Raw genomic sequence first — 26,304 nt, forward strand, 5'->3', positions numbered from 1 at the left:
GCCCCTGGGATACGGGCTGTTGCTGGTGCGCACAGGACGTAGTGGGCCGGGAGATACGGGTATCCGGCTGGCCCGGTGGGGTGGGTGGTACTCGTGCGCGCTGCAGGTCCCCCCCCGTAGCTTCTACAGCATCAGGGCGCCCGCGCCGGCTCCCGTGCACGGGAGTGCCGGGAGCGTCCCTGTTCGACAGTCCCTCTCTGAATGGAGCTCGATGCCTACTTCTCTTATGCTGTCAGGACCTTCTGGGCGGGAGCAGGCATGAGGATCACCCTCCTGGCGGACTCCTGCACGACGGGCTGGCTGAACTGGGGCCATGGTGAACTGTGGCTGACGCCGCATCACGTGGTGCGGATCGGTCGGCGTGAGCTCACCCTGAGGTCCGCCGCGAAAGGTGGTGCGATGGGCGGTGCCGTCGCTGCGGCAGGAGGTCTGGGACTCCTCGCAGTGCAGGCGGCGGACAAGAAATTCGCCAGTGGTCGACCCGCACCCGGCGCGGTGGTCGAGGTCGAGAAGGACACCTGGGAGGGCGAGCTCGACGGTCAGCCGAAGGCCTTGATTCTCGGCCGCGACGATATCGACTCCCTCGACTATCGGCACGGAATCAGCTCTTCCCGCCTGCACATCAGGATGACCGACGGACGTGAGCACAAGCTGCTGTGGTTGCCCAATCCTTATGCCGGGAATCTCCTCGCCCACGCTTTCGGTCCCCGGATGCACCGATCGTGACGGGCAGCGTAGCGGCACCGTTCCACGGACACCGTGATCAGCCGGAATTCGGTTCCCATCAGTACAGGCTGCGTTCACGCCGCTGACACGTGGTTTCCCGATGGCTGTCAGCATCCCTGCCTACCGTCGGACCCATGAGCTTCGATCTCGATCTTCGTCCTGTTCACGCCCTGTCGGTCCTCGCGGCAGGATCGACCGTCCACGCAGCAGGACGTTCGCGTTCCATCACTGTCGGGCTCCGACTGGCCGAGGCAGTCCACGTACGGCAGGCCCTGCACAACACGGATCTGTCCCCGTCGGACTACCGCCGAGTCCTCCGGCAGTTCCTCGGCCGCGACGTCGAATCCCTGGTGCAGATCGATCGTCATGAACTGCGGCCATTGCTGCGCCGGCTGGACTCGCTCTGACTGCTCTCGAACGGAATTGTCAGCCGGTGGGAGGTCGCGTTCCGTCCTACGTCCCGGTCACGGGCACGGGCACGGGCAGCGCCGTCGGACAGGGTTGCCGGGTCGGGTGGGAGGGTGACGCGTGCACCGTTCATACCGTTGCTCGACGCACAGCTCGAGCGTAGGTTGACTGCATGGATCGAGCCCCTGCGAGTCGGTTGCCGGTCGTGCCGGTCGTGCCGGTCGTTGCGCCGGTGCTGGCCCTGGGTGGTGGGGCAGCTCTCCTGATGGCCGAGCGGATCGGTTTCATCAGTGAGGCGGCCGAGCAGGTCTCGACGCTTCTGTGGCTCGGAGGGTGGGTGGTGATCGTCTGGGCACTACTGCTCCTGGGTGCCCAGCTGGTGACGCTGGGCGTGCAGCTTCACGCTCATCGGTCCGTCAGTCGCTGGGACGCTTGCAGTGTCGGAGCGACGACCCTCCTTCTTGGCGTGGTGATCGCGAGTCATCCGCTGTGGGGAACAGGATCGGGCGTCGGAGGCTGAGGGCATCACTCGAACAGGACCTCGTCGGGGATGGCAGAAGGAGTGCATCCCGTGGTTCAGGGCAAGAAAAAAACCGCCGGAATCAGGACCTTCACCCTGATTCCAGCGGTTCGTGGTGGAGCTAAGGGGATTCGAACCCCTGACCCCCTGCATGCCATGCAGGTGCGCTACCAGCTGCGCCATAGCCCCGTGCCGTGCTGCTCCAGGAGGCCTTCACCCCGCCGAAGCAACTTGACCAGTCTAGTAAATTCTCACGACTTCGCCAAATCGGCCGTTCGGGCATCTCAGCCCTCCAGGGGCTCCACGGGAAGCGACCCCAGACCGACGTTGTGCTCGGTCAACTGCCACGAGAACAGCGCTCCGGATCTGCCGACGACCTCGTGCACTTCCGACCAGTGGCAGTTCGAGAGCCCCGCAAGGGCACCCCAGCGCTCCGGCGGCAGCCCCATCAGGGCGGCCAGGGCCGCCCTGATCGCTCCACCGTGGCTGACGACCACGAGGGTCTCCGACGGCGCGATACGGGAGACGGCATCCGTCACCGCGGCGAGCATGCGCTGTCCCACCTCGATCCGGTTCTCCGCACCACCGGCCCGCACTTCGGGGTCTCCCCCGCGCCAGGCGGCGTTGTCGTCCGCGAACTGCTCGTCGATGGCGGCGAAGGACAGTCCCTGCCACTCGCCGGCGTCGGTCTCACGCAGCCGCACGTCGTAGGAGACGTCCATGCTGCTGAGACAGGCCAGTGCGGCGGCGGTGTCGGCCGCGCGCCGCAGGTCGGACGAGATGATCATCGAGGGCTGCCGCGTGACGAGGACCTCTGCGGCGCGCGCAGCCTGCTCACGACCCGTGTCGTCGAGGTCGATGTCCTCCTGGCCCTGGAACAATCCGGACCGGTTCCACTCCGTGCGGCCGTGGCGCCAGAAGATGATCCGCCGGGCCGCCGGATGGGTGTGGGGGTTCCGGGTCACTCCGCGGCGTCGTCGGCTGCTACGACCTGCGGTGAGGTCTGCAGCTCACCCTCGAGCTGGAGGTCCACGGACGGGCAGTCCTTCCAGAGCCGGTCCAGGGCGTAGAACACCCGGTCCTCCTCGTGCTGGACGTGGACGATCACCTCGGCGTAGTCGAGGAGGACCCAGCGGCCCTCACTGCGCCCCTCACGCCGCACGGGCTTCAGGCCCTGCTTGGACAGTTCCTCCTCGATGCCGTCGACGATGGCATTGACCTGCCGCTCACTCGGCGCGGACGCGATGACGAAGACGTCCGTGATCGCCAGCCTGTCGCTGACGTCGAGGGCGACGATATCCTGGGCGATCTTGTCCGCCGCGGCGTGCGCCGCGGTGCGGGCAATGCCGATGGACTGTTCGGTAGCGCTCACTGATCTCCTTGTGTGGTGCCAGCGGTTTCACCCATTGAGGGAGCTGACGGTCATTATTATCCCGGTTGCGAGCGCTGCTGCGCCCACCCCGAGCAACGAATACTGGATATAGCGCAGCCGGCGCAGCCGTCCGAGGCCGGCGGTCATGGCGTCGAGTGGCTCCAGGCCGAACGCGCTCCGGGCCCCGATCGGTTCCGTCGGGCCGCCGTCCGAAGAGCTTGCAGACACGCCCTCGCCCGTGGCGGGGTTCCGCTCGGGACGCGGGATGACCACCGGTATCAGCGAGGTCGACGGCGCCCGCAGGACGGATCGCGTGCCGCCCGGAAGCCGGACGAACTCGGGTGGCGCGACGAACGAGAGGTTGTGTGCCGCGGTCGGATCATGGGGGACGGACGGCTGCGGCGGCCCCTGCGCCGCGACCTGCTGGATGTTACGGGCGCGGGCGTTGAGGGCCGCCGCCCGCTCGGCCAGCGCCTGCTGGCGTGCCAGCATCGCGGGGTCGACGGAGAAGGGGTCGTCGGTGGCAGCGGCCTGCAGGCCGGCCGCGTGCGCGGCGGCGTCCTCGATCAGCGCGTTGCGCCTGGCGAGGGCCTCCTCGATGCTCATGTCCTCGACGCGGCGCGTATCCGTCCCCCGGGAGGCCGTATCGCCGAGGGGCCGCCGCGCGCCGTCGTCCGCGTGTGCCTGCTGCTGCCGACGGCGGTCCCTGCGCCCGCCCGGCAAGGGTTCGGTGGAGCGCACGGCCAGGGACGCACCATAGCCGACGGCAGGGCCCGCCACGTCCGGCCGGACCGACGGGTCGACGGCGACCGCCGACACGCCGTCGGCGGTGGGGGCGACAGCCCTGCCCTGCGACCGCAGCAGCCTCAGTTGCCTGCGGGTCGGTAGTTCGACGCGCACACCCTCGAGCAGGGCGGCCTGGTGCTCGGCCAGGGCGCGCAGAGCCCCGAGCGCTTCCCGGTTCCGTGCGGAGATCTCCGACTCCTGCGCTCCTGGCGCTGGACGGTCGGTCTCCTGCGACCCGGCCGTCCGTGCGGCGTCCTCTGCCTTGCTCATCGCTGATTCATCCAGTCGGTTGTTTCTCGCCCTCGACGCCCGAGGACGGCGCGCCCTCCTGCCGGATGTCGCGCCGGTAGAGCCGGTGCTTGGCGATGTACTGCACGACGCCGTCGGGCACCAGGTACCAGACCGGCTTGCCCTCGCCCACACGGCGCCTGCAATCGGTGCTGGAGATCGCCATGGCCGGCACTTCCAGGAGGCTCACGTCGCGCCCGCGGCCGTTCAGCTCGTGCCCCGGCCGCGTCACCCCGATGAAGTGCGCCAGGGACCAGAGTTCCTCGGCGTTCTTCCACGTGAGGATCTGGGCCATGGCATCCGCGCCGGTGATGAAGAACAGTTGCGCATCCGGCCGTTCGACCTTCAGGTCGCGCAGCGTGTCGATCGTGAAGGTGGGGCCCGGCCGGTCGATGTCCACGCGGCTCACCGTGAAGCTGGGGTTCGACGCCGTGGCGATCACGGTCATCAGGTACCGGTGCTCGGCCGCCGTGACGTCCTTGTCGGCCTTCTGCCAGGGCTGGCCCGTCGGGACGAAGACCACCTCGTCCAGATCGAAGACCGATGCGACCTCGCTGGCGGCCACGAGGTGACCGTGGTGGATCGGATCGAAGGTGCCGCCCATGACGCCGAGGCGCCACGGCGAACCATCACGATGCCGCTGCCGGAGGCCACCCATGACGTCCCGCTCGATACCCTCTGCCACCAGGACTGCTAGTGCCGGTTCGCTTCGCCGTGATCGTGGTTGTTCGCGTGCTGCTTGTGCGGGTCGATGTGCTCTTCGACGGCCTCGTGGCGGTTGCGAACGTTGGAGAAGGAGATCGTCACGATCATCAGGGTGAGCAGGACACCCATGGCGATCAGTCCGTACGCGATCGCCGGCATCGGCAGCTCGGAGTGGGTTTCCAGGGCTTCGTTCGCCAGCAGTGCGCTGCCGAGGGAGTAGAGCATCGTGGTTCCTCTGTCGGGTCAGGTTCTGCCGGTGGTTCCGGTCCGGCGTGGGCATTTCCTCCAATGGTACGCGCAACGGGGCACGGGGCTCCGCCGACGGGAGGTCCGTCAGCGCCGGACGTGCCCCTCGCCCTGCACGATCCACTTGGTCGTCGTGAGCTCGGCCAGCCCCATCGGTCCCCTCGCGTGCATCTTCTGCGTGGAGATCCCGACCTCGGCCCCGAGGCCCAGTTCGCCGCCGTCGACGAACCGTGTCGATGCGTTGACCAGCACGGCGGCGGAGTCCACGCCGGCTACGAACTCCTCGGAGGACGCGAGGCTGTTGGTGATGATGGCCTCGCTGTGCCCGGTGCTCCAGCGTCGGATGTGCTGCAGCGCCTCGTCGACGCTGTCCACGGTGCGGACTGCGAGGTCGAGCTGCATGTACTCGCGGTTCCAGTCGTCGTCGGTCGCCGACGGGGCAGCCGTCCCCTCGGGCAGGAACGCACGTGAGCGGTCGTCGACGTGGAGCGTCACCCCGGCGCGCGAGAGGGCGGCGAGGACTGCAGGAGCGGCTCCGGAGCGGCTGTGCACGAGGAGGGTCTCGACCGTGTTGCAGACGCTGGGGCGCTGCGTCTTGGCATTGAGCAGGATGTCGACGGCCATCTCCTCGTCGGCGCTCTCGTCGAGGAGGATGTGCACGTTGCCCTCGCCGGTCTCGATCACGGGAACCCGGGCGTTCGCGACGACGGACTGGATGAGCTCGCGCCCGCCGCGCGGGATCAGCACGTCCACGCGTCCGCGGGCCTCCATGAGCACGCGGGCGCCCTCCCGCCCGAACTCGTCGATGGTCAGGACGGCGTCGTCGGGCAGCCCGTGGTCCTCGAGGGTGTCCCGGATGATGCCAACGAGCGCCGCGTTCGTGGCGGCGGCCGCGCTGCCCCCGCGGAGGATCACGGCATTCCCGCTCTTCAGGGCCAGGCCGGCAATGTCGACCGTGACATTCGGGCGGGCCTCGTAGATCGCCGCGACCACGCCGAGGGGCACCCGGACCTGCCGCATCCGGAGCCCGTTGGGCAGCGTCTCCGCACGCACGGCGGTCCCGACGGGATCAGGAAGGGCGGCCAGCTGGGCGAGTGCATCCGCGAGCCGGCCGATGCGCTCCGGGTCCAGGCTCAGCCGGTCCAGCAGGTAGTCGGAGGTCCCGGCGGCACGGCCGCGCTCGACGTCGGCCCGGTTGGCGGCCAGCACGAGGTCCCGCCGGGCGACCAGCGCGTCGGCGATCGCCAGCAGCACGCGGTCCTTGCGGGCGCGGTTCGCCCGGCCGAGGATCCTCGAGGCGGTCCTGGCCCGGTCCGTGATCGCGTGGACCGCCGCGGTGAGCTGTTCCGGGGTGAGCGACGGCGTGTCGTCGGTCCGGGCGGTCGTGGGCTCAGCCTGCAGATCGGTCATCCCAGCAGTCTAGCGAGGAGCCGGTTCGGAGGACGCCCGGAGGTCGGGTTATGACGCGGCGGCAGGCCGCAGCACCACGAGGTCGTTCACGTGCACCACGGAACGCTCGTACTCGGCGCCCAGCTCCTCCGCGAGATCATGCGTGGAGCGTCCGAGCATGCGCGGCAGCTCGGACGAGCTGTAGTTGACGAGTCCGCGCGCCACCACGGTCCCGTCGCTGCTCACGAGCTGCACGGGGTCACCGGCCTCGAAGACGCCGGAGACGCCGACCACTCCCGCGGGGAGGAGGGACCGCCGCCGCTCCCCCACGGCGCGGACGGCGCCGTCGTCGAGCACGAGGGTGCCGAGGACCCTCGCGAGGTGGGCCAGCCAGAGCAGGCGGATGGGCTGCCGCTTGCCGGTCGCCGTGAACCAGGTGCCCACGTCCTCGCCGCGCAGCGCAGCGGCGGCATTCGCTGTGGACGTCACGAGCGCGGGGATGCCGGACGCCGCCGCGATGGTGGCGGCCTCGACCTTCGTGACCATGCCGCCCGTGCCGACGCCCGCCTTGCCTGCACGCCCGATCGTGACACCGTCCAGGTCGGCCGGCGACTCCACGAGCGGGATGCGCAGGGCACCCTCGCTCGGTGGGCCGTCGTAGAGCGCATCGACGTCGCTGAGGAGCACCAGTGCCTCCGCCTTGACGAGGTGGGCGACGAGGGCGGCCAGGCGGTCGTTGTCCCCGAAGCGGATCTCATGGCTGGCCACGGTGTCGTTCTCGTTGACGATCGGCACGACGCCGAAGTTCAGGAGCCGCTCCATCGCCCGGTGCGCGTTGGCGTAGTGGGACCGCCGGATCAGGTCGTCCGCGGTCAGCAGGATCTGGCTCACCGTCACGCCGTGCGCGGCGAAGGCCTGCGAGTACTGCGCCATCAGCAGGCCCTGGCCGACGCTCGCTGCGGCCTGCTGCGTGGACAGCTGCGCGGGACGCCGGGCGAGACCCAGCGGCGCCAGACCTGCCGCGATCGCACCGGAGGACACGAGGATCACCTCGGTCCCCGCGGTGCGCCGCGCGGCGAGGACATCGGCGAGGCCCACGAGTGCCTCGCCGGAGATGCCGCCCGAGACGGACGTCAGGGACGACGAACCGACCTTGACGACGATCCTCCGCGCGGACGGTAGTCCCGCCCGGGAGGCCAGCGGATGCAGTGACGTGTCCAGGCCCACGGCTAGCCCTCGGACTCGCCGTCCGCTTCCTGCGGCGCAGGGGCAGGCCGCGTCCGGTTCTGCACCGATTCGGTCCAGATGCCGGCCTTGCGGTCCGCCTCGAGATCGGCACGGGCGGCAGCCTTCGCCTCCTTGCGCTCCTGGTACTCCTCACGCTTCTGCTCGCGCGTCGGCCGGACGTACTCGGCCAGGCGCAGGTCGGAACCGCGCGGTCCGGCGAGCAGCTCGGCGCCGCCCATCATCGTGGGCTCCCAGTCGAAGACGACGCCGTCGCCCTCGCCGATCACCACGGTGTCGCCGGGCTTGGCGCCGACCTTGAACAGCTCCTCCTCGACACCGACCTTGGCCAGGCGGTCCGCGAGGTAGCCGACGGCCTCGTCGTTGGTGAAGTCGGTCTGCTTGACCCAGCGTTCGGGCTTCTCGCCGAGCACGCGGAAGAGGGGAAGGGCGTCCTTCTCCTCGAGGCGGATCCGGAACGGTGCGGCGTTGACGCCTCGGGGGCGCAGCACGGGCGGCGCGACCTTCGGAGGTGCGGCGGCAACGGTTTTGCGCGCGTTCTCGACGATCTCCGCCATCGCGAACCCGAGCTGGCGCAGTCCCTCGTGGCTCGACGCGGACACCTCGAAGACGCGGTAGCCGCGCTCCTCGAGCTCGGGACGGACGAAGTCCGCCATGTCCCGTCCGTCCGGCACATCCACCTTGTTGAGGGCGACGAGGCGCGGGCGCTCGTTGAGGGGGACGACGTCGCCGTCGGGCCCTGCGTAGCTCATGTCCACCGAGTACTTCTCGAGCTCACGCTCGATGATGCCGAGGTCCTTCAGCGGATCGCGGTCCGTCTCGAGGGCGGCGCAGTCCAGCACGTGCACGAGGGCGGCGCAGCGCTCCACGTGGCGCAGGAAGTGGTGGCCGAGGCCCTTGCCCTCGCTCGCACCCTCGATCAGGCCGGGGACGTCCGCGATGGTGAAGCGCGTGGAACCCGCTTCGACGACGCCCAGGTTCGGCACGAGCGTGGTGAAGGGGTAGTCGGCGATCTTCGGGCGGGCCGCCGACATCGCGGCGATCAGGCTGGACTTTCCGGCGGAAGGGAAGCCTACGAGGGCGATGTCCGCGATGGACTTGAGCTCGAGGACGACATCCCGCTCGTCACCGGGGATGCCGAGCAGCGCGAACCCCGGGGCCTTGCGCTTCTGTGAGGACAGCGCGGCATTGCCGAGGCCGCCCTGGCCGCCGGCCGCCGCGACGAACTCGGTGCCTTCACCGACGAGGTCGGCGAGGACCTCGCCGTCCTTCGACTTGACCACGGTGCCGTCCGGCACCGGCAGGACGAGAGTCTCCCCGTTCTTGCCGCCGCGCCAGTCACCCATCCCGTTGCCGCCGTTCGTGGCATGCCGGTGGGGGGCGTGGTGGTAGTCGAGGAGCGTGGTGGTCTGGTGGTCGACGCGGAGGATGACGTTGCCGCCGTCGCCGCCGTTACCGCCGTCGGGCCCGCCGAGGGGCTTGAACTTCTCGCGGTGGACAGAGACGCAGCCGTGGCCGCCGGTGCCTCCGGATACGTGCAGGACTACGCGGTCAACGAAACTCGCCACGTCGGTCTCCTTCTACAAATGCTTCACTGTGCCGAGTCGGGTCGGCTTAAAAGAAGGTGGGGCGAGCCATAGAGGCTCACCCCACCCGAATGCTTGGTGCACCGTGCGCTGGCAGAGACTACTCTGCTGCCGCGCCCACGATGTTGACGACCTTGCGTCCACGACGGGTACCGAATTCCACGGCACCTGCCTCGAGTGCGAACAGGGTGTCGTCGCCGCCGCGGCCGACATTGGCGCCCGGGTGGAAGTGGGTGCCGCGCTGGCGGACGATGATCTCGCCGGCCTTGACGACCTGGCCGCCGAAGCGCTTGACGCCGAGGAACTGTGCGTTCGAGTCGCGGCCGTTGCGAGTGGAGCTTGCGCCCTTCTTATGTGCCATGAGTTATGCCTGCCTTCGCTGAAGTGTCTACGTGACCGATCGGTAGCCCGAAGGGACTACGCGATGCCTGTGATTTTGACGCGGGTCAGTTCCGAACGGTGACCCTGGCGCTTCTTGTAGCCGGTCTTGTTCTTGAACTTCTGGATGACAATCTTCGGTCCACGAAGATTCTCGACGATCTCGGCAGTGACGGTGACCTTCGCGAGGTCCTCCGCTGCGGAGGTGATCTTGGCGCCGTCTACCAGAAGGAGGGCGGGAAGCTTGAACGTGCTTCCTGCCTGACCGGTGACGCGGTCAAGGGTAACGAGGTCTCCTACAGAAACCTTTTCTTGGCGGCCGCCTGCGCGGACAATCGCGTACACCACTTGGGAACTCACTTCTCTCGACAATCTTGACTTCTGATGAAAAAACCTGGGTGCGCCTCGGCGGCAATCCTGGGGTTGCTCGTCGTGCGGGACCCGCACTGGTGCCTTCGACGTCGCCGCCCGGAGGCCGCTCGTGTCTGCTGAACATCCCAGTCTGCGAATCCTGCGCAGTTGCCGCCGGACATGCCGGTTGACAGGCAAGTGCACCGAGGGTTCAGATTACGCCAGTACAGCGCCCTCCCGCAAATCAGCGGGCGCGCGGCGCGCGGCAGCGCGGGCCCTCGGGGCGTCGAAGAAGTCCCGTTCATAGGCGGCGGACCAGCGGAACGCCGCGAGCATCGCCGTGCGTTCGACCGGGGACGCCCGTCGGTGCGCACCGTCGGCGATCTGCTTGGCGCGCGCGGTGGCCTCCGCGAAGCCGGGGTCGGCGTAGGTCGCGATCCATGCGGCGTAGGGATGCGGGCCGGACGGGCCGTGGCCTCCGGATCCTCCCTGCGGTCTCTCCTGCACCCTCTCCTGCACGTGGTCGCCGACCGCTGCGTAGAGCCAGAAGCACGGCAGGACGGCGGCGACGAGTTCCGCGTACGATCCCCGCCCGGCGACGGCCCGGAGGTGGTCGCAGTAGGCGCGGGTGACGGGACCCGCATCGCCCTCCCCTGCCCGGATGCCGGTCTTCCCCGACAGCCAGGTCCGGTGCAGCTCCGCCTCGGTCTGCAGGCACGACGTCGCCGCGGACAGCCAGAACAGCTGCTCGTCCTCGGCCGGCGCCATGGCGGCGGCACGGGCCAGGACGGCGGAGTAGTCGCGGAGGTACAGCGCGTCCTGCTGCAGGTAGTAGGCGAAGTCGGTCGCGGGAAGATCCCCCTCCGTCAGCGCGGTGAGGAAGGGCAGCTCCAGGAGGTTCCGGCGCAGTCCGGCGATGTCGCGCCAGGCGAGCTCCGTGAAGCGCTGGTGCGCGCGAGGATCAGGTCCGGCGTGGAAGTGGTGCACCGGTCCGCTGCCTGCTCCCACGTCCAGCAGGTCGGCGCCCTGCAGTGCCCCTTCGAGCCAGGACTTCGCCTCCCGCACCGCCGCGGGCCAGTCGCCGGTCACGGCGAACCGCGTGGCGATCGCGGACGACAGCGAGCAGCCCGTACCGTGCGTGTTCTCGGTCGGCACCCGGCAGCCGTCGAGGACCACGGCGTCCGCGCCGCCCGGTGCGTCCTGCGGGGCGGGGATGAGGGCGTCCGGGCATCGTTCGCCGGGCAGGTGTCCGCCCTTCACCAGCACCCGGGTGCCGAGCCGGGCCGCGAGGACCCTCCCCTGCTCGAGCGCTGCGGACCAGGAGGCGGCAGGATCCGCTCCGACGAGGACGGCGAGCTCCGCGATGTTCGGGGTCACCAGCGACGCACGCCGGGCGAGGTCGACGACGGCGCGTACCGCGTCGTCGTCGAGCAGCCGCGCACCGCTGGTGGCGACCATGACCGGATCGAGCACGACGACCCGCGGGCGGGCGTGGTCGAGCCATGCGCCGACGCAGCGCGCCACGGCGGCGGAACCGAGCATCCCGATCTTCACGGCGTCGATGCGCACGTCCTCGGCGATGGCGTCGAGTTGCTGCCGGAGGAAGTCCGTGGGCGGGGTGTGCACCGCGGTGACGCCGCGGGTGTTCTGCGCCGTCAGGGCGGTCACCACGGCCATCGCGTACCCGCCCGTGGCGCTGATGCTCTTGATGTCCGCCTGGATCCCGGCGCCGCCGCTCGGATCCGAGCCGGCGATGCTCAGGATGTTGGGGATCCCGGAGATCGGATCGCACGCTGTTCGGGCAGTGTCCATGACTGACATCCCTCCGCTAGGCACGGGCGCGAGGCCCACTAGATCAGGTTCGACGGGTGTGATCTCAGCCCTGCATCCGGCAGGGCACCCCGTGTCACCGACCAGCCTATAGCAGCCGGGCGCCCATGGACGGGACACGCGAAGGCCGGAGCCCCTGGGGACTCCGGCCTTCGCGTGCCTGCCGATCCGTCGTGCGTGGAGCTGCTACAGCTCCGACGCCGGCACGCCGACGCCGAAGATCAGCGGCTCCGCACCGGACGGCTCCGGCTTCCGCGCAATCGGCCCGGCCTTAGCGACGTGCCGCGTCCCGGAGGGCTCGGCGGCGCTCTCGGCACCCTGGGTCTCGATGGTGGTGTCCGCAGCGCCCTGCGCGCTGCGGGCGACCCGGCGTCGCGGCCGGGACCGGCGCGCCGGCGCCTCGGGCGCAGGAACGACGACGGGAGGCGCGGCGCTGGTCGCGGGGACCGCCCGGACCTCGGCGGCCTCCTCGCGGTCGCCGTCTGCCGCGGCGCCGTCGCCAGCGGGCGCGACGTCGACGGCCGGGACGTCGACGGCCGGGACGTCCACATCGGCGGGCCGGCGGTTGAAGGCCTCGCTCAGGCTGTCCAGCGTCAGGCGCGTCGCGGGCGCCTCCTGGGCCTCCTCGACGGCCGGCCGACGGCTCTCCGCCCGTGGCAGTGTCACCGTCTCGCCGTTGATCGTCAGCACGGCTTCCGTGACCTGGACGTCGGCGTCGGCAGGGGCCTGCTCCGCGTGCTCCTCGTGGGCGTGGTGCGTGGCGGCCGCGATGCTGGCGAGGGCGGCCCGGGCCGCTTCGGCCTTCGCCGCGCGGTCAGGGGTCTCGGCCACGGGGGCCGGGGGCAGTGCGATGCCCTCGTCCTGCTGGTTGCCCCGTCCCCGGTTGCGCTTGCGCTCGCTCCGGGACGGCTTGTCCTGGCGCAGCTGCTGCTGGTTGTCGGGCGCAGGCACGGAACGGCGGTGCTCCACGGGCTCCATGTGGGTGACGACGCCGCGGCCCGCACAGTGCTCGCAGTCCTCGCCGAAGACCTCGAGCAGGCCCGTGCCCATGCGCTTGCGCGTCATCTGGACGAGCCCCAGCGAGGTCACCTCGGCGACCTGGTGCTTGGTCCTGTCACGGCCGAGGCATTCGACGAGACGGCGCAGCACGAGGTCGCGGTTCGCCTCGAGCACCATGTCGATGAAGTCGATCACGATGATCCCGCCGATGTCGCGGAGCCGCAGCTGGCGCACGACCTCCTCGGCCGCCTCGAGGTTGTTCTTCGTGACGGTCTCCTCGAGGTTGCCGCCGCTGCCGGTGAACTTGCCCGTGTTGACGTCGACCACGGTCATGGCCTCGGTCCGGTCGATCACGAGCGAGCCGCCCGACGGCAGGAACACCTTGCGCTCCAGGGCCTTCGAGATCTGCTCGTCGATGCGCGAGGCGGCGAAGATGTCCTCGTCGCCCGTCCACTTCTCGAGCCTGCCGACGAGGTCCGGCGCCACGTACATGACGTAGGCCTCGATGGTGTCCCAGGCCTCCTCGCCGGAGACGACGAGCTTGGAGAAGTCCTCGTTGAAGACGTCGCGGACCACCTTGATGGTGAGGTCGGGCTCACCGTAGAGGAGTTCGGGCGCCAGGGTCTTGGTCGAGCCGGCCTTGCGCTCGATCTCCTCCCACTGGGCACGGAGGCGGTTGATGTCGTGCGTCAGCTCCTCCTCGCTGGCACCCTCCGCCGCCGTCCGGACGATCACGCCGGCGTTCTCGGGCAGGCGGTCCTTGAGGATCCGCTTGAGGCGGTTGCGCTCGACGTCGGGCAGCTTGCGGGAGATACCGGTCATGGAGCCGCCGGGCACGTACACGAGGTAGCGGCCGGGCAGGGAGATCTGGCTCGTGAGCCTCGCACCCTTGTGGCCCACCGGGTCCTTCGTGACCTGCACGAGGACGGGATCGCCCGACTTCAGCGCGAGTTCGATGCGGCGCGGCTGGCCGTCGAGGCCGGCCGCGTCCCAGTTGACCTCTCCGGCGTACAGGACGGCGTTGCGGCCGCGTCCGATGTCGACGAACGCCGCCTCCATGCTCGGCAGCACGTTCTGCACCTTGCCGACGTACACGTTGCCGATCAGCGAGTCCTGCTGCGTCCTGGACACGAAGTGCTCCGCGAGGATGCCGTCCTCGAGAACGCCGATCTGGATCCTGTCATCGCGCTGGCGGACGATCATCTGGCGGTCCACGGATTCGCGGCGGGCGAGGAACTCGGCCTCGGTGATGACCTGGCGGCGGCGGCCCGTGTCACGGGACTCGCGGCGGCGTTGCTTCTTGGCCTCCAGCCGGGTGGAGCCGCGGACGCTGGTCACACGGTCCGAGACGGGCTCGCTGGACTGGCGGGGAGCCCGCACGCGGGTGACGGTGTTGGGCGGATCGTCGTCCTCGCCGCCGGTCAGCTCGAGGTCCTGGTCTCCACGGCGGCGGCGACGACGACGGCGCGACGTGACGCCCGCGCCCTCCTCGGGGCCGTTCGCCGGGGACCGTCCGTCGGTGTCCTCAGGACCCTCTGTCTGGCCGTCGTCGGTTCCGGCGTCGGCCTGGCCGGCATCGCTGCGGCTGCGCGTGCGACTCCGACGGCTCCGACGCGAGCGACGACCGGACTCGTCCGACTCCTCCTCGTCCGTGTCCTCCTGCGGCGGCGCCACCTTCACGGACGGCACGGTGACGGTGCTGAGATCCGGTGCGTGGAACAGCAGCGACAGCGGCGACTCGGGGACCGCGAAGGGATCGAACCGGTTCTCGTCCGACGGCGTGTCCTCCTGGCCGGCATCGACCTGCGTGACGTCGCCCTGCGCGGCTCCGTCCTGGGGCTGCGCGGACTGCCGGGACTCCGACGCGGCCTCCGGGCGCCCTGCGGGAGTGTCGGCTGCTGCGGGAGTGCCGTCTGCTACGGGTTCCGCCACTGCGGCGTCGTCCGACTGCGCGGGCTCCGACGCCCTGCGGCTGCGCGTCCTCGTCGAGGTACGGCGCGCCCGTGCGGGCTTCTCCTCGGCCGGAACGGCGGGGATCGAGGCGGCGTCCGCTCCGACTGCGTCGGGCGCGTCGGCGGGTGAGGCAGCGGTTGCGGCGTCGGCTGCGGTTGCGGCATCGGCTGCGGGTGAGGCTGGAGGTGCAGCATCGGCTGCGGGCTGCTCGACGGGACGGGCTGGGCCGGCTTCAGCGGTCGCGGCGCGTCGGCGGGTGCGGGGGGCACGGGCGGTGGCCGTCGCTGCAGGGGCGTCGGAGGCCGGCGGTGCTGCTCCGTCGCCGGCGGGTCCGGCCATGGCGTCCGCCTCGGTCTCGTCCGTCACCACGACGGGCTTGCGCGCCCGGGTGGCCCGCTTGCGGACGGGGGCGGCTGCTTCCTCCTCGGGGGACGCCTCCGGTGCCTTGGGTGGTGCTCCCTCGGGGGCACTCGCGGTGCGGCGCTTCCGCGGCGCCTTCGCCGGTGCGGCCTGCTCCTGGGATTCCGGCGCGGTAGCGGGTGCTTCCGTCACTGCCTGTTCGATTCCCTGCTGCTCTGACTGATCCATGCGTGCTCGCTCCAAACCCCTGCGGCACCGTCCACATTCCAGCGCCCTCCAGGGCGGTATGTCGGCCGGCCGCGGGCCCTTCGCCCGGCGGCTGACCGGAAGTCGTTGTCATGCCGTCCGAGGTCACACCGTCATGGGGGTGCGGAATCACTCGGAGGCCAGTGGCGCTTTTCCAACTCAGCCGCCCGTGTGGACGGTGGGTCCCGCCAGCGGATTCCGCCTACGTCCGCCGATGGGGCGGAGTCGATAGGACGGAAGCATCGCTCACGGAACGGAAGCCTGTCACCGGACCGGCGTGGGAATGTGGTTCCCCCACCAGCCATCGCCATTGTCTCACACCGGTCCCGGAAAGGGACCGATGGTGCGGGCTGCACTCGCGGACAGGAGCCGGTCCCTCGTGCTCCGGGCGAGCGGTTCGGGCGTTCCCGGACCGCTCATCGGCGTCCGCCGTCGACGGATGCCGGCCGTGTCCGCCGTCGTCGCGTTCGCGGACGCCTCCCCCGCGGGGTTCGGGCGGTGGCGTGCTGCGGGAAGCGGCGATCCACCGCTTCCCGCAGGGATCAGTGCTTCGGGAACTGCCCGGTGACCGGCGATGCGTCGTCGGCGAGCGGCCTCGCGACCGGCACCTTCGTGCCCAGGACCTGCGCGACGACGTCGTGCGTGATCTGCTGGGCGGTGAGGCCGACGCGCTCGAGGACCTGGTTCCGGGAGCCGTGGTCGAGGAACTCGACGGGGAGTCCGACCTCGTTGAGCGCGGTGTCCACGCCCGCGGACCGCATCTCCTGGCGGATCCTCGATCCCACGCCACCCGCACGGACACCGTCCTCGATGACGATCACGATGCGGTGCTCGGCTGCGAGGTCGATCACCGAGCGGCGCACCGGCAGGAGCCAGCGGGGATCGATCACGGTGGAGCTGATGCCCTGCGCGCCGAGCCTGTTCGACACGTCGAGCGCGAGCTCGCTCATGGCCCCGACGCTGACGATCAGGACGTCGTTGGCGCGGGAGCCGGCGGGCCGGCGGGACAGCACATCGACGCCGTCGTGCAGGCGTTCGATCGCCTCCACCTCCGCGCCGACGGATCCCTTCGAGTAGCGGACCACGCTCGGGGCGTCCGAGATGGCGACGGCCTCGCGCAGTTCCTCGCGCAGCCGCGTGGCATCGCGGGGGGCGGCGAGGTGCAGGCCCGGGACGGCCTGGAGCAGGGCGAGATCCCACATCCCGTGATGGCTCGCGCCGTCGGGTCCCGTGACGCCCGAGCGGTCCAGGACGATCGTCACCCCGGCCCGATGCAGGGCCACGTCCATCAGGAGCTGGTCGAACGCGCGGTTCAGGAAGGTCGCGTAGAGGGCGATGACAGGGTGCAGGCCGCCGAAGGCCATCCCGGCCGCGCTGGCCACGGCGTGCTGCTCGGCGATGCCGACGTCGAACACGCGGTCCGGGTGCCGGGCGGCGAAGCGGTGCAGTCCGACGGGGATGAGCATGGCGCCGGTGATGCCGACGATGTCCGGCCGCTCGTCGGCGATGTCGGCGATCTCGTTCGCGAAGACCGAGGTCCAGGACTGCTGGCCCGCGGCGTCCACCGGTTCGCCCGTCTCGGGGTCGATGATGCCGACGGCGTGGAACTGGTCGGCCTCGTGGGCCCGGGCCGGGGCGTACCCGTGGCCCTTCTCCGTGATGGCGTGCACGATCACGGGCCCCTCGTAGTTCTTCGCGAGGTGCAGTGCCTGTTCGACGGCGGCCTGGTCGTGGCCGTCCACGGGGCCGACGTACTTCATGCCGAGGTCCTCGAACAGGCCCTGGGGTGCCCACCAGTCCTTGATGCCCTTCTTCATGGCGTGGAGGCTCTTGTAGCTGAACGCGCCGGCCGTGCCGCCGTTCTGCATGCGGGTCTTCACCCAGTCGAGGGTGCGCTCGTAGACGCGGTGGGTGCGCACGGAATCGAGGGTGGGACGCAGCGAGGCGAGATAGTCGGCCACACCGCCGATGGTGGGCGCGTAGGAACGGCCGTTGTCGTTGACGACGATCACGACCCTGCGCCGCTTGTCCGCGGCGATGTTGTTGATCGCCTCCCAGGCCATGCCGCCGGTGAGCGCACCGTCGCCCACGAGGACGACGGCGTAGCGGTCGCCCTCGCCGTTGAGGACCCGGGCCCGGGAGATGCCGTCGGCCCAGGAGAGCGAGGACGAGGCATGGGAGCTCTCGACGACGTCGTGCACGGACTCCGCGCGCGACGGGTAACCGGACAGGCCGCCCTGCTGGCGCAGGGTGCTGAAATCCTGCCGCCCGGTCACGAGCTTGTGCACGTAGGACTGGTGGCCGGTGTCGAAGATGATGCTGTCCCGCGGTGAGTCGAAGACGCGGTGGATGCCGAGGGTCAGCTCGACGACCCCGAGGTTGGGCCCCAGGTGTCCTCCGGTCCGCGAGACGTTGCTGACCAAAAAGGTACGGATCTCCTCGGCGAGCGCTGACAGTTGCGCGTCGCTGAGCTTGCTCAGGTCCTGTGGGCCGTGGATCGTCTCCAAGAGTCCCATCGGCGCCTCCTCGGTTCGTTCGGCGTGGCGAGGGATCGCCCTCGATTGACCTTAACTCTAACGTCCGGGTGTCCGGCGGGGTGCCTCGATCGTCCGCCCGGCTCGCCCGAGCCCTCCGTCGTCAGGCCGGCGGCGGCAGGAGCCGCGCGAAGGATTCCATGTGGTGCGTGTGCGGGTAGAGGTCGAAGACGCGCAGGGAGTCGAGCGACCAGCCCGCGGCGAGGAAGTAGCCGAGGTCGCGGGCGAACGACGCCGGGTCGCAGGACACGTAGCCGACGACGCGCGGGCGGGCCTGCACGATCTGCCGGACCACCTTCCTGCCGGCCCCCGCCCGCGGCGGGTCGAGCAGGACGGCGTCGAGCGGTTCGCTCCAGCGGCCGAGCACGGCGTCCACCCGCCCCTGCACGATCGACACGTGGTCCTGGCCGTGCAGGTTGCGCCGCGCATCGCGGCTCGTCCCGGGCGCACCCTCGACCGACAGCACCGAACCCTCCGGCCCGACGGCGCGGGCGAGTGGCACGGTGAACAGACCCGCGCCCGCGTAGAGATCGGCGATGCGTTCACCCGGCGCCGGCTGCAGCCCGTCGAGCACCGCGGACACGAGCGCCTCGGGAGCGCCCCGGTGGATCTGCCAGAAACCGGCTCCCGTGACCCGGTAGTCGATGCCGAGGACGCTCTCCTGCAGCCACGTCCTCCCCTTCAGCCGCTCGACCTGCCCCGACGCGGGATCGAGGACGCCCACGGAGGCGCCGTGGACGGACGAGGCCACCGAGGCGACGCGCCGCGGGGACGTGCCCGCCGCGGGGACGAGCAGCACGAGCGGCTCACCCCCGCCCGACGGGACGGCGACGTCCACCCTCTCGATGCCGCTGAGGTCCAGCGCCCACAGCCGCAGGTCGTTGACGGCCGCGACGGCCAGCGGCATCTCCCGGACGGGGACGACGCCGTGGGAACGGTGCAGGTGCATGGCGAGACGGCCGGCGGAATCCACGGCGAAAGCCGCGCGCGTGCGCCAGGCCAGGCCGTCGGGTGCCTCCCCCGGCGCTGCCTCGACCGTCACCGCCCGGTCGGTCTTCGCGAGGCGGGCCAGCTGCTCCTCGACGATGGCACCCTTGAGCCGGCGCTGCTCGTCGAGGGCGATATGGCCGAATTCGGCGCCCCCGACGGCGGAGCGTCCCTTCGCGGCGGCCGTGAGGGCGTCCGCCAGGGGCCAGGGATGGGTCACGCGGTGCGGGGAGGGCTCGATCACCTCGACGACATCCGCCCGCCAGAAGCTCGCGGCCTCGTCGGTGTCGGTGAACCGCACGCGGACCACTTCCCCCGGCAGGGCGTGGCGGACGAAGACCACGCGGCCTTCGTGCCGGGCCACGAAGTGCCCGCCGTGGGCGGGCCGTTCGATGGTCAGCTCGGCCGTGCCGGCGGCGGAGCCTGCTGCCCGGTCCAGGTTCTCGGTGGGGTCGGCGGCTGGTACGGCGTCGGTCATGGTGTCTTCCTACTTCAGGTCCTGGTAGATCTGGGCCGCGTCGGAGGACGCGAGCTGCCACGGCACGCTGGCGACCATCACGCCGGGCACGAAGTGCAGCCGTGCCTTGATGCGGAGGGCGGTCTGGTTGTGGACCAGCTGCTCCCACCACTTTCCCACCACGTACTCGGGGATGTAGACCACGATCAGGTCGCGGGGCGAGTCCCGGCGCATCGTCCTGATGTACTCGAGGATCGGTGTGATGGTGTCCCGGTAGGGCGAGGCGAGGACGGTGATCGGCACCGGGATCTCGTACTTCGCCCAGTCGGCGAGGGTTCGGCGGGTCTGCTCGGGATCGACGTCGACCGTGATGGCATCCAGGCGCGACGGACGCGAGGCCCGGGCGAAGGCGAGGGCGCGCAGCACCGGCTTCCGGACGTGTGAGACGAGGATCACGGCGTGCACGCGTGAGGGCAGGGCCCGCAGGCGGACCGCGTCGTCGATCGCGAGTTCCTCGGCGACGGCGTCGTAGTGCTTCTTGATGCTGCGCATCACCGCGAACAGGATCGCCATGGCGAGCACCGCGATCCATGCGCCGTACTCGAACTTGGTGACGAGGATGACGGCGAGGACCGCGGCGGTGAGCCCGAAGCCGAGGGAGTTGATGGCACGGGACTTGTGGATCCTCCACCGCTCCTGCTTGCCCACCGTGCTGCGGAGGGTCCTGTTCCAGTGCCGGATGAGGCCCAGCTGGCCACCCGTGAAGGAGACGAACACCCCCACGATGTACAGCTGCACCAGCGCCGTGACGTCGGCCCGGAACACGAGGATCAGGACGATGGCCCCCAGCCCGAGGGCGAGGATCCCGTTGCTGAACGTCAGCCTGTCCCCGCGGGTGCGCAGCTGGCGCGGCAGGTAGCCGTCCGTCGCGAGGATGGACGCGAGGACGGGGAATGCGTTGAAGGCGGCGTGGGCCGCGAGGAGCAGGATCAGGGCGGTCGCCGCCACGACCGCGTAGAAGGCGGGAGACCCGGCGTCGAAGACGGTCCTCGCCAGCTGGCTGACCACGGGCGCCTGGATGTAGTCGTCCGGGACGGGCGCGCCGTCGAGCAGCAGCTGGGCCTGCGGGTCCTGGACCACGTGCACGCGGGTGGCGTTCGCGAGGTAGAGGACGCCGGCGAGCATCGCCGAGGCGACGACGCCGAGGATCACGAGCGTCGTCGCCGCGTTGCGGCTGTGCGGAGCCTCGAAGCGCGGCACGTTGGCACCCGGCCCTTCGAGGCCCGTGAGGGCCGCAGCACCTGCGGAGAACGCCCGGAGGATCAGGAGCGCGCCGGCCAGCCCCACGAGGCCGGCGTCGAGGGCGGCATCCGGGACGATCTCGAACCGCGCGCTGGGCGCCTGCGCGAGCGTCCCCGTGACCGCCTGGCCGATGCCGGTGGCACACAGCGCGAGGATCCCGGCGAGGAAGGCGTAGGTGATGACGGCGCGGGCGCGGATACCGCGCGTGATGCCCCGCAGGTTCAGCAGCACGAGCACCGCGACGCCGACGACGGCGAGGACCACGCGTCCACCCTCGAGGCCGGGCGCGAGGGAGACGACGTACTGTGCGGCGGCGGAGACCGAGACGGCCACGGTGAGCAGGTAGTCGATCATCAGCGCGGACGCCACGGTGGTGCCGGCGCGGGGTCCGATATTCCGCTTGGCGATCTCGTAGTCGCCGCCGCCCGAGGGATATGCGTGTACCGCCTGGCGGTAGGAGGCGACGACGACGAGCAGGACGGCGATGACGGCCAGGCCGACCCACGGCGAGACGGCCACGGACGCCACACCCGCGAGCGCGAGCGTCAGCAGGATCTCGTCCGGGGCGTAGGCCACCGAGGACAGCGCACTCGCCGAGAAGACGGGCATGGCGAGGCGCTTCGGCAGGCTCCTGTTCCTCAGCCTGTCGCTGGCGAAGGGCTTGCCCACCAGCACCCGCTTGACGGCCTCGAGAAAAGTCAGCACAGCCCACAGACTAGCGCGTCGGCGCCGGGACCAAGCCACTAGGCTTGATGCTGGTACAGCAGGGAACGGCAGGATCTACACCAAGAATCAGGGGTGCCCCCGGTGGCTCATTTTGTGATCATGGGATGCGGCAGGGTAGGCGTCAGCCTCGCCCACACGCTCGACGAATCCGGTCACTCGGTGGCGATCATCGACCAGGACGACCGCGCCTTCCGCCGCCTGCGGTCGTCCTTCGGCGGGCGCAAGGTCACGGGTGTCGGGTTCGACCGGGAGACCCTCAAGTACGCGGAGATCGAGGATGCCTACGCCTTCGCCGCCGTCTCGAGCGGCGACAACTCCAACATCCTCGCGACCCGGGTCGCCAGGGAGACGTTCCACGTGCCCCACGTCGTCGCCCGTATCTACGACCCGGGGCGCGCCGAGATCTACCAGCGGCTCGGGATCCCCACGGTCGCCGCGGTGCGCTGGAGCGCCGACCAGGTGCTGCGTCGCATCCTGCCGGAACAGACCATCAACGGCGATTTCCGGGAGACCTCCGGCCGGCTGATCCTCGCCGAGCTCGCGTTGAGCGATGCCTGGCTGGGCCGGTCCCTGCGCAGTATCGAGTCCGCGAGCGGGGTCCGGGTCGCGTACCTCACCCGATTCGGGGAGGGGATCCTGCCGACCGCCGAGACCAACTACCAGCAAGGGGATATCCTGCACGCCATGATGCAGACGACGGCGACGGACGAGATCGGTCGCATCCTCGCGGCCGCACCGCAGGAGGATCTCTCATGAGGGTCGTCATCGCCGGGGCCGGGAGTGTCGGCTCGTCCATCGCACGGGAGCTGCTGGGCAACAAGCACGAGATCCTGCTCATCGACGAGAAGCCGGAGGTGATCGGCCGCAGCGGGCTCAAGGGAGCCAAGTGGCTGATCGGTGATGCGTGTGAACTGACGACGCTCAAGGATGCCCGCCTGGAGGAGGCCGATGTCGTGGTGTCCGCCACCGGTGACGACAAGGTCAACCTCGTGGTGTCGCTGCTCGCGAAGAGCGAATTCGGTGTGGGCCGCACCGTGGGGCGCGTGAACAACCCGAAGAACGACTGGATGTTCGACGACTCGTGGGGTGTGGACGTCGCCGTCAACACCCCGCGCCTCATGACGGCCCTCGTGGAGGAAGCCGTCGAGATCGGCGATCTGGTCCGCCTGCTGACGCTCCAGACCGGTGTGTCGTCGATCGTCGAGTTCACAGTCCCTCAGGACTCCCCGCTCGTCGGCGGGACGGTCGGCTCCATCGAGCTGCCGGTGGACTGCGCCGTGGTGGCCCTGCTGCGGGACGACTCCCCCATCACCCCGAGCCCCGACGACGTCGTCGAGGGCGGCGACGAGATGTTCTTCCTCGCGGCGATCGCGGCGGAGGACGAACTGCGCGTCGCGCTCTCGGCGCGGAGCGACGGGGCCGGGAGCTAGCTGCGCGGGCCCGCCGGGGGAAGATCTCCACGATCGCGTCGAGGTCCGCGCACGTGCCGTGCGGGGTGGGACTTACCACCAGGGCGGCGGGAGCTGCCGCAGGTCGGGAAGAACGCCTGGTCCGCCCCGACTCGGCCCTGCCGGTGCGCGGGCGGCGTGTAGCCGTACCGATCGGGTTCCTGGTGCTCGGCGTCGATCGTCACGACTCCTGGTTGCTGCTGAGCAGGGCCGAGGGGGCCGGATCCTGCAGCGGGGTGGCCGACAGGACCCCGACCACCACCGCGTCGGCGATGACGTCCCCGAGGCTGCCGGCCCTCGCGTAGGCGGTCCGCTGACGGCCGGCACCGGTCCCCCGCGCCAGGAGCTGGAACAGCAGGAACTCCACGGTGCCGAGTTCGCCCTGGTCCTCCAGGACCGGTTGGAGGTGGTCGAGCAGAGCCATGACCACCTCGAACGCGCCGCGCGGCTCGCCGGACAGCGGGTGCATCAGCCGGTCGTCGAGCCCGAACCTGCTGGCCTGCCAGCAGGCGAGCCGGAGCTGCACGGCGGGGGCCGGTACGGGTGCCACGCCGGCGCGCCACTGTCGCGCTGCCGTCTCCACGAGGCCCCGCACCAGGGCCGCGAGGAGAACGGCGTCGTCGGCCTGCAGGCAGACGTCGCCCACCCGGACCTCCACCGTGGGATGGCGGTGGCTCAGCCGGGCGTCGAAGTAGATCTGCCCCTCGTCGAGGGGGACCCCGGACCGGAGGATCTCCCGCACCTGGGCGCGATAGGCCTGGGCGGACCCGAAGATCTCGCAGGGACCGACGGTGGGCCAGCGGTTCCAGGCCTGGGAGCGGTAGCTCGCATAGCCGGTGTCCGTGGCGTTCCAGAAGGGGGAATTGGACGTGATGGCGGCCAGCACCGGGAGCCAGATCCGGATCCGGTCGAGGACGGCGACGCCCTCCTCGTCCGACACCACTTCCACGTGGACATGGCAACCACAGGTCAGCTGCTCCACCGCGGTGAGGCCGAACCGCTCCACCATCCGCTGGTAGCGCAGGCCAGGTGTCGTCGTGCTCGTCGCCGGAAGTGGTGATGTGGCGAGGGCGACGGCCCGGGCACCGACCGAGCGGGCCGTGGCGTCCGCTCGAATGCGCTGTGCGGTGATGTCACGGGACAGTTCGGCGAGGCCGATCCGCGGAGGGGTGCAGGTCTCGATCTGTTCCTGCTTCATCTCACTGCTGAGGCCGTCGGCTCCGCCGAGGCGCTCCAGCACGTCGCCCAGCGCGACGGGGTGTCCGTCGACGCCGTCGACGATCAGGAATTCCTCTTCGACACCTGTTCGACGCATCTTCGCGATCCTGTGGCACTGGATGGAGGGCCGGGCGCCGTTCGACCGACCCCCGGAGTGCCAGCATCGTAGGCCTGCCGAATCCGGCTCCGCAAGGAATGCTGCCGGGCCGATCGGGCTTGAAAAAGGGGATCCGCGACGGTCGCCGCGAGGACGACGACGAGGGGTGCCCGGCTACGTGCCGGGGACGATGCCCGAGTCGGAGTCGGAGTCGGAGTCGGCCGGGCGCGGCCGAGAGACGACCCATGCCAGCCACAGCCCGAGGGCATACAGCGGCAGGCCCATGGCAACGCGCATGGAACCCAGCGCCGCCACGTTCTCCGTCAGGTAGAGCGGCACCTGCACCACGAGGCGCAGCGCCAGCACCGAGACGATGATCCAGGTGGCGAGGGAGTACGCGCGGACGCGGACGGGATCCTTCCGCCACTCGATGCCCTCGTTGCGGAGGAGACCGAACAGGAGTCCTGCGAACGGCCAGCGGAGGACCACCGACGCGGCCATCGCGAGGATGTAGGCACCGTTGATGAAGAACCCGGGGAGGAAGAAGTCCTCCGCGTTGCCCGTGCGCAGGGCGACGAAGGCGCAGAAGGCGACGCCCACGAGTCCGGCGAGGGCCTGCGTGACGGGCGTGCGCGAGACGAGCCGGATCCCGGTGAAGACGGCGGAGACCGCCAGCGCCGCGACGAGCGAGACCGGGAGGTCGGTGGTGATCGTGAAGAGGACGGTGAAGACCAGGCCCGGCGCGATGCTCTCGGCGAGTCCCTGCACGCCACCGATCGAGGACAGGACGTCGATCTGGCCGGAGTGGTTGCGCTTCACCCCGGACCTGGCTGCGTACTGCGTGGCCAGGTCGGCCGCCGTGGGCCGGGCCTGCTGCGGGTCGGGGCGGGAGGCCGGGCGTCCATCGGCGCCGGAAGGCTCCGAGGACGCGCCGGGCTCGTTCGTGGGGTGGCTCATTCAGGACTCCTCGGGGCGGCCGATGATCTCGTAGCGGGGGTTGTACACGGTGGGCAGGCCGTCGACCCGGCTCAGCATGCCCTCGAAGCGCAACGCTACCCCTGCCTCCATGCCGGGGATGCGGCGCTGGCCCATCCAGACGATGCGCACGTCCTCCCGGGCGCCGTTCCAGTCGATCCGCGCCAGGACGGTGAACGACGGCGATGCGGTCACCGGCGCGATGGTGATCCGGTCGATCACGCCCCGTGCCTTGATCCTGCCGCGTTCCGGCAGCGCTGCGGGCACACCGGACGTACCCGCGGGCCCGCCCGTCGGTATGGACGAACCGGCCGGGCCTGGTGAGTACTGCCGGGAGGGCACGTCGGCTAGCGGGTCTCGGTGATCTCGGGCCCGCGCTCCAGCGGGTTCAGGTCCGGGCGGGCGGCAGCCGGAGCAGCCGGCGGGCCGGCTGCGGCGTCCTTCGGCAGCCGGAGCTGCAACAGCTCCCGGGGCGGCAGGGGGTGGTCGCCACGGACCACGACGACGCTGCGGAACAGCTTCTCGATGGGCGCCGCGGCGCTCGGGTTCAGGGCCGCGGGGCCGCCGAAGACACCGCGGAGGAACCAGCGGGGTCCGTTGATCCCCACGAAGCGGGCGACGCGGACGCCGGCCTGCCCGTCGGGCGTCTGTGCCGGCAGCTTGGCGAGCAGCTCCGTGCCGAGGCGTCCCGGGCGCTCCTCGACGGTTCCGCCCTGGGAGCCGACGGAGGTCCCGATCTGCTCCCTGATCTCGTCCCAGAGCCCCTCCGTCTTGGGCGCGGCGAAGGCCTGGAGCTGCAGGGTGGATCCGGCCAGGTCCAGCGTCACCGCGATGACCCTCTTGCTCCGCTCCTCCACCTCGAGGCGCAGCTGGAGTCCTTCGGCGGCATTGATGCGAAGGGCACCGAGGTCGATGTAGCCGTGGTCGGTGTCCTGCTCGGAGGCGTCGAACGGACCCTGGGCGGCGCGGTCGTAGTCGGCACTCGCCACGTGGCCGGCGGGTGCGGCCGGTTCGAGGGGGGCTCCGGCCTCGTCCGGGGCTGCTGCCGGTGTGTCCGCCGGTACCGGCGCGTCGTCGACGGCGTCCGCCGCCGGCTCCTGCGTCAGCGGCGCGTCGGCGGCGTCGTCCTGCTTCTTCTTCCTGAGGCGCCCAAAAGCCATGTCCGGGGTCCT

24 protein-coding genes, 1 tRNA gene and 1 riboswitch are annotated in these 26,304 nt (G+C 70.6%); of the genes, 5 read left to right on the plus strand and 20 right to left on the minus strand.

What is annotated here, in order from left to right:
• Window positions 1–258 precede the first annotated feature (258 nt).
• From ACX80L_RS11320 to ACX80L_RS11330, 3 genes are all read left to right on the plus strand, one after another.
• A complete protein-coding gene (locus ACX80L_RS11320) occupies window positions 259–726 on the plus strand; it encodes a hypothetical protein (RefSeq protein ID WP_459289743.1) in 468 nt (155 codons plus the stop codon).
• A gap of 134 nt (window positions 727–860) precedes the next feature.
• Window positions 861–1,133: a hypothetical protein gene (locus tag ACX80L_RS11325; RefSeq protein WP_133081726.1), complete on the plus strand. Its 273-nt coding sequence runs from the start codon at window positions 861–863 to the stop codon at window positions 1,131–1,133.
• A 173-nt stretch (window positions 1,134–1,306) separates the two neighbouring features.
• Window positions 1,307–1,654, plus strand: a complete 348-nt coding sequence (locus ACX80L_RS11330; RefSeq protein WP_133081725.1) for a hypothetical protein — start codon at window positions 1,307–1,309, stop codon at window positions 1,652–1,654.
• A 113-nt stretch (window positions 1,655–1,767) separates the two neighbouring features.
• Here ACX80L_RS11330 and ACX80L_RS11335 read toward each other — a convergent pair.
• The 16 genes from ACX80L_RS11335 to ACX80L_RS11410 form a co-directional block, all read right to left on the minus strand.
• Window positions 1,768–1,843 (minus strand) — tRNA-Ala (locus ACX80L_RS11335).
• Window positions 1,844–1,938: 95 nt separating this feature from the next.
• On the minus strand, window positions 1,939–2,619 hold the full coding sequence (locus ACX80L_RS11340; RefSeq protein ID WP_459289745.1) for a histidine phosphatase family protein: 681 nt from the start codon (window positions 2,617–2,619) through the stop codon (window positions 1,939–1,941).
• The gene (gene rsfS / locus ACX80L_RS11345) at window positions 2,616–3,026 is read right to left on the minus strand and encodes a ribosome silencing factor (protein WP_133081723.1); all 411 of its coding nucleotides are present in this window, start codon (window positions 3,024–3,026) and stop codon (window positions 2,616–2,618) included. Before rsfS ends, ACX80L_RS11340 begins: the two co-directional genes overlap by 4 nt.
• 27 nt (window positions 3,027–3,053) lie before the next feature.
• On the minus strand, window positions 3,054–4,082 hold the full coding sequence (locus ACX80L_RS11350; protein WP_459289747.1) for a hypothetical protein: 1,029 nt from the start codon (window positions 4,080–4,082) through the stop codon (window positions 3,054–3,056).
• A gap of 7 nt (window positions 4,083–4,089) precedes the next feature.
• Window positions 4,090–4,758: a nicotinate-nucleotide adenylyltransferase gene (gene nadD / locus ACX80L_RS11355; RefSeq protein WP_279628611.1), complete on the minus strand. Its 669-nt coding sequence runs from the start codon at window positions 4,756–4,758 to the stop codon at window positions 4,090–4,092.
• A gap of 35 nt (window positions 4,759–4,793) precedes the next feature.
• Entirely contained in the window at window positions 4,794–5,030 is a 237-nt protein-coding gene (locus ACX80L_RS11360) for a hypothetical protein (protein WP_133081721.1), read from the minus strand.
• Window positions 5,031–5,138: 108 nt separating this feature from the next.
• Window positions 5,139–6,461, minus strand: coding sequence for a glutamate-5-semialdehyde dehydrogenase (locus tag ACX80L_RS11365; protein ID WP_459289749.1), 1,323 nt, complete (start codon window positions 6,459–6,461; stop codon window positions 5,139–5,141).
• Between the two features lie 48 nt (window positions 6,462–6,509).
• Window positions 6,510–7,667, minus strand: coding sequence for a glutamate 5-kinase (gene proB, locus ACX80L_RS11370; protein WP_459289751.1), 1,158 nt, complete (start codon window positions 7,665–7,667; stop codon window positions 6,510–6,512).
• 2 nt (window positions 7,668–7,669) lie between these two features.
• The gene (gene obgE / locus ACX80L_RS11375) at window positions 7,670–9,253 is read right to left on the minus strand and encodes a GTPase ObgE (RefSeq protein ID WP_459289753.1); all 1,584 of its coding nucleotides are present in this window, start codon (window positions 9,251–9,253) and stop codon (window positions 7,670–7,672) included.
• A 118-nt stretch (window positions 9,254–9,371) separates the two neighbouring features.
• Window positions 9,372–9,632: a 50S ribosomal protein L27 gene (gene rpmA, locus ACX80L_RS11380; protein ID WP_087073579.1), complete on the minus strand. Its 261-nt coding sequence runs from the start codon at window positions 9,630–9,632 to the stop codon at window positions 9,372–9,374.
• A gap of 56 nt (window positions 9,633–9,688) precedes the next feature.
• The gene (rplU, locus tag ACX80L_RS11385) at window positions 9,689–9,997 is read right to left on the minus strand and encodes a 50S ribosomal protein L21 (protein WP_087073581.1); all 309 of its coding nucleotides are present in this window, start codon (window positions 9,995–9,997) and stop codon (window positions 9,689–9,691) included.
• A gap of 219 nt (window positions 9,998–10,216) precedes the next feature.
• The gene (thiD, locus tag ACX80L_RS11390) at window positions 10,217–11,812 is read right to left on the minus strand and encodes a bifunctional hydroxymethylpyrimidine kinase/phosphomethylpyrimidine kinase (protein ID WP_459289755.1); all 1,596 of its coding nucleotides are present in this window, start codon (window positions 11,810–11,812) and stop codon (window positions 10,217–10,219) included.
• Window positions 11,804–11,914: riboswitch (TPP riboswitch) on the minus strand. (Overlaps the previous gene by 9 nt.)
• A gap of 102 nt (window positions 11,915–12,016) precedes the next feature.
• Window positions 12,017–15,370: an Rne/Rng family ribonuclease gene (locus ACX80L_RS11395; protein WP_459289757.1), complete on the minus strand. Its 3,354-nt coding sequence runs from the start codon at window positions 15,368–15,370 to the stop codon at window positions 12,017–12,019.
• Window positions 15,371–15,930: 560 nt separating this feature from the next.
• Window positions 15,931–17,904 (minus strand): 1-deoxy-D-xylulose-5-phosphate synthase, encoded by a 1,974-nt coding sequence (gene dxs / locus ACX80L_RS11400; protein WP_459289759.1) that lies wholly within the window; start codon window positions 17,902–17,904, stop codon window positions 15,931–15,933.
• Window positions 17,905–18,025: 121 nt separating this feature from the next.
• Window positions 18,026–19,387, minus strand: coding sequence for a class I SAM-dependent RNA methyltransferase (locus ACX80L_RS11405; protein ID WP_459289761.1), 1,362 nt, complete (start codon window positions 19,385–19,387; stop codon window positions 18,026–18,028).
• 9 nt (window positions 19,388–19,396) lie between these two features.
• The gene (locus ACX80L_RS11410; protein ID WP_244186213.1) at window positions 19,397–21,373 is read right to left on the minus strand and encodes an APC family permease; all 1,977 of its coding nucleotides are present in this window, start codon (window positions 21,371–21,373) and stop codon (window positions 19,397–19,399) included.
• A gap of 102 nt (window positions 21,374–21,475) precedes the next feature.
• On the opposite strand from ACX80L_RS11410, the gene ACX80L_RS11415 reads away from it, so the two are divergent.
• Window positions 21,476–22,150, plus strand: a complete 675-nt coding sequence (locus tag ACX80L_RS11415) for a potassium channel family protein (RefSeq protein WP_133081714.1) — start codon at window positions 21,476–21,478, stop codon at window positions 22,148–22,150.
• Window positions 22,147–22,824, plus strand: a complete 678-nt coding sequence (locus ACX80L_RS11420; RefSeq protein WP_459289764.1) for a potassium channel family protein — start codon at window positions 22,147–22,149, stop codon at window positions 22,822–22,824. The genes ACX80L_RS11415 and ACX80L_RS11420 overlap by 4 nt, the downstream gene beginning before the upstream one ends.
• Before the next feature lie 199 nt (window positions 22,825–23,023).
• On the opposite strand, the gene ACX80L_RS11425 is transcribed toward ACX80L_RS11420, so the two are convergent.
• The 4 genes from ACX80L_RS11425 to ACX80L_RS11440 form a co-directional block, all read right to left on the minus strand.
• The gene (locus ACX80L_RS11425; RefSeq protein ID WP_459289766.1) at window positions 23,024–24,157 is read right to left on the minus strand and encodes a glutamate--cysteine ligase; all 1,134 of its coding nucleotides are present in this window, start codon (window positions 24,155–24,157) and stop codon (window positions 23,024–23,026) included.
• 174 nt (window positions 24,158–24,331) lie between these two features.
• Window positions 24,332–25,114, minus strand: a complete 783-nt coding sequence (locus tag ACX80L_RS11430; RefSeq protein WP_459289768.1) for a DUF3159 domain-containing protein — start codon at window positions 25,112–25,114, stop codon at window positions 24,332–24,334.
• Window positions 25,115–25,354, minus strand: coding sequence for a hypothetical protein (locus ACX80L_RS11435; RefSeq protein WP_244186211.1), 240 nt, complete (start codon window positions 25,352–25,354; stop codon window positions 25,115–25,117).
• Between the two features lie 125 nt (window positions 25,355–25,479).
• Window positions 25,480–26,292: a DUF3710 domain-containing protein gene (locus ACX80L_RS11440; protein ID WP_208740975.1), complete on the minus strand. Its 813-nt coding sequence runs from the start codon at window positions 26,290–26,292 to the stop codon at window positions 25,480–25,482.
• Between the last annotated feature and the right edge of the window lie 12 nt (window positions 26,293–26,304).

Source organism: Arthrobacter sp. MDT1-48-3, assembly GCF_054511015.1.

What these genes read in the sequence shown, in the direction of transcription:
- ACX80L_RS11425 (WP_459289766.1), bottom strand. Translation starts at nt 24,157, where the DNA reads ATGCGTCGAACAGGTGTCGAAGAGGAATTCCTGATCGTCGACGGCGTC.
- ACX80L_RS11395 (WP_459289757.1), bottom strand. Translation starts at nt 15,370, where the DNA reads ATGGATCAGTCAGAGCAGCAGGGAATCGAACAGGCAGTGACGGAAGCA.
- ACX80L_RS11430 (WP_459289768.1), bottom strand. Translation starts at nt 25,114, where the DNA reads ATGAGCCACCCCACGAACGAGCCCGGCGCGTCCTCGGAGCCTTCCGGC.
- ACX80L_RS11360 (WP_133081721.1), bottom strand. Translation starts at nt 5,030, where the DNA reads ATGCTCTACTCCCTCGGCAGCGCACTGCTGGCGAACGAAGCCCTGGAA.
- ACX80L_RS11325 (WP_133081726.1), top strand. Translation starts at nt 861, where the DNA reads ATGAGCTTCGATCTCGATCTTCGTCCTGTTCACGCCCTGTCGGTCCTC.
- thiD (WP_459289755.1), bottom strand. Translation starts at nt 11,812, where the DNA reads ATGGACACTGCCCGAACAGCGTGCGATCCGATCTCCGGGATCCCCAAC.
- rpmA (WP_087073579.1), bottom strand. Translation starts at nt 9,632, where the DNA reads ATGGCACATAAGAAGGGCGCAAGCTCCACTCGCAACGGCCGCGACTCG.
- ACX80L_RS11320 (WP_459289743.1), top strand. Translation starts at nt 259, where the DNA reads ATGAGGATCACCCTCCTGGCGGACTCCTGCACGACGGGCTGGCTGAAC.
- ACX80L_RS11365 (WP_459289749.1), bottom strand. Translation starts at nt 6,461, where the DNA reads ATGACCGATCTGCAGGCTGAGCCCACGACCGCCCGGACCGACGACACG.
- dxs (WP_459289759.1), bottom strand. Translation starts at nt 17,904, where the DNA reads ATGGGACTCTTGGAGACGATCCACGGCCCACAGGACCTGAGCAAGCTC.
- nadD (WP_279628611.1), bottom strand. Translation starts at nt 4,758, where the DNA reads ATGGGTGGCCTCCGGCAGCGGCATCGTGATGGTTCGCCGTGGCGCCTC.
- ACX80L_RS11350 (WP_459289747.1), bottom strand. Translation starts at nt 4,082, where the DNA reads ATGAGCAAGGCAGAGGACGCCGCACGGACGGCCGGGTCGCAGGAGACC.
- ACX80L_RS11440 (WP_208740975.1), bottom strand. Translation starts at nt 26,292, where the DNA reads ATGGCTTTTGGGCGCCTCAGGAAGAAGAAGCAGGACGACGCCGCCGAC.
- ACX80L_RS11330 (WP_133081725.1), top strand. Translation starts at nt 1,307, where the DNA reads ATGGATCGAGCCCCTGCGAGTCGGTTGCCGGTCGTGCCGGTCGTGCCG.
- ACX80L_RS11405 (WP_459289761.1), bottom strand. Translation starts at nt 19,387, where the DNA reads ATGACCGACGCCGTACCAGCCGCCGACCCCACCGAGAACCTGGACCGG.
- ACX80L_RS11420 (WP_459289764.1), top strand. Translation starts at nt 22,147, where the DNA reads ATGAGGGTCGTCATCGCCGGGGCCGGGAGTGTCGGCTCGTCCATCGCA.